General features: G+C 43.5%; 2 protein-coding genes and 1 pseudogene. 2 read left to right on the forward strand and 1 reads right to left on the reverse strand.

Annotated elements, in window-relative coordinates; translation table 11 throughout:
- A pseudogene (locus AC1DWB_RS35425) lies at positions 1-242 on the reverse strand (polysaccharide deacetylase family sporulation protein PdaB); the annotation flags it as partial.
- Positions 243-380: 138 nt separating this feature from the next.
- On the opposite strand from AC1DWB_RS35425, the gene AC1DWB_RS35430 reads away from it, so the two are divergent.
- Both AC1DWB_RS35430 and AC1DWB_RS35435 read left to right on the forward strand, forming a co-directional pair.
- Entirely contained in the window at positions 381-995 is a 615-nt protein-coding gene (locus tag AC1DWB_RS35430) for a stage II sporulation protein M (protein ID WP_477545753.1), read from the forward strand.
- 110 nt (positions 996-1,105) lie between these two features.
- Positions 1,106-1,303 (forward strand): hypothetical protein (locus AC1DWB_RS35435; RefSeq protein WP_477545754.1); only part of this gene is annotated, 198 nt, incomplete at its 3' end.

Raw genomic sequence — 1,303 nt, forward strand, 5'->3', positions numbered from 1 at the left:
CCTTTGTCTTGTAGGATCTGTAGAATAGGTTCGGTGCGCTTATCCCCCCAACTAATATCGAAGGTAAGAGCGATCACCTTCTTGTCCGTTTCTACGCTATAGATAGCGGAAGGATCACCTTGCGAGAACACAGTAATGTTTCCTTTCTCTGAGTACAGAATTCCAGCTGCGAATAGAACGGCAATACACATAATGAATACCTGTTTGATTTTCCTGCCATTTAGCACATAAAAGAAATTCACGAACTATAACCTCCTTCACCGCTTGCAGCGTTAGACGGTAGCGTCGCGCGACAGCTTGTTTATACGTTTACAGCATTTATATGCTCGTACTACAGGCTTCATGCTATATTATTTGGGACAAAGGGAGGCAGTGCATCCATGTTCAATTTCCGATTATTGTTTCGTTATTTGTGGGCTAGGCCGAAGTACATGAATGCAACGCTATTGGTTTTCGCCGCGGGAATCGTAATGGGCTATGCTTATTCGGACCGATTCGATGCTTTTCTGCAAAGTCAGTTGGAAGGTCTCCGTGAACTGGCACGTATGATTGATGATAAGCCGAATTCAACGCTGTATATGTTCGGAATCGTATTCTTGAACAATGTACTGAAGAGTATAGCGATTGTGTTCTCAGGTGGATTGTTAGCATTTATCCCGATATTCTTTTTGGTTATTAATGGAATGATTATCGGATATTTGGCGGAAATGCAAGTAAATGCGGATCAACTATGGTTCTTCTTGAAAGCGATATTGCCGCATGGGATTTTGGAGATTCCAGCGATCTTGCTGGCTTCAGCATTCGGAATCCGGTTTGGGGCGATCGTGTTCAAGGGAATCTTGACGATGCTAAGCGCCAGAGGCCGGGCTGCCTTCGTTGAAGAATTGCGACAGTTCATGAAGATGATGCCAGCTCTGGTTGTATTGCTTATAGTGAGCTTACTGGTTGCAGCCTTAATCGAAAGCACGGTTACCCCATGGCTAATGAAGCTTTGAAAAAATAAGTGAAACTTCATTCATAAATTTCCCAATTTCTGTGCATAACAGTAAAGCGGCAGAACTTGATCTACTATATTGACTGCCGGCCAAGGGGGCTTGAACGCCGGATGCTCGGTTTTTTATTCAATCAAAGAGAATGCAAGGAGCTTGATTACGTTCTTCGCAAAGAGTTGGACGAAATGTTGTTTGACTTGAAGGACAACCGCATGGATCAAGAAGTGAAGGTAGCCATAGAGTCACGGTACAAAGTAATTTTTCGGATGTATGCAAGGCTTGCTTCGCCCAAAGAACTGTCCAAATATGTA

This window comes from Paenibacillus sp. P4_E11 (genome assembly GCF_056401635.1).

Excerpts from the sequence above, each read along its gene's own strand:
- AC1DWB_RS35430 (WP_477545753.1), top strand. The coding sequence starts at position 381 with ATGTTCAATTTCCGATTATTGTTTCGTTATTTGTGGGCTAGGCCGAAG.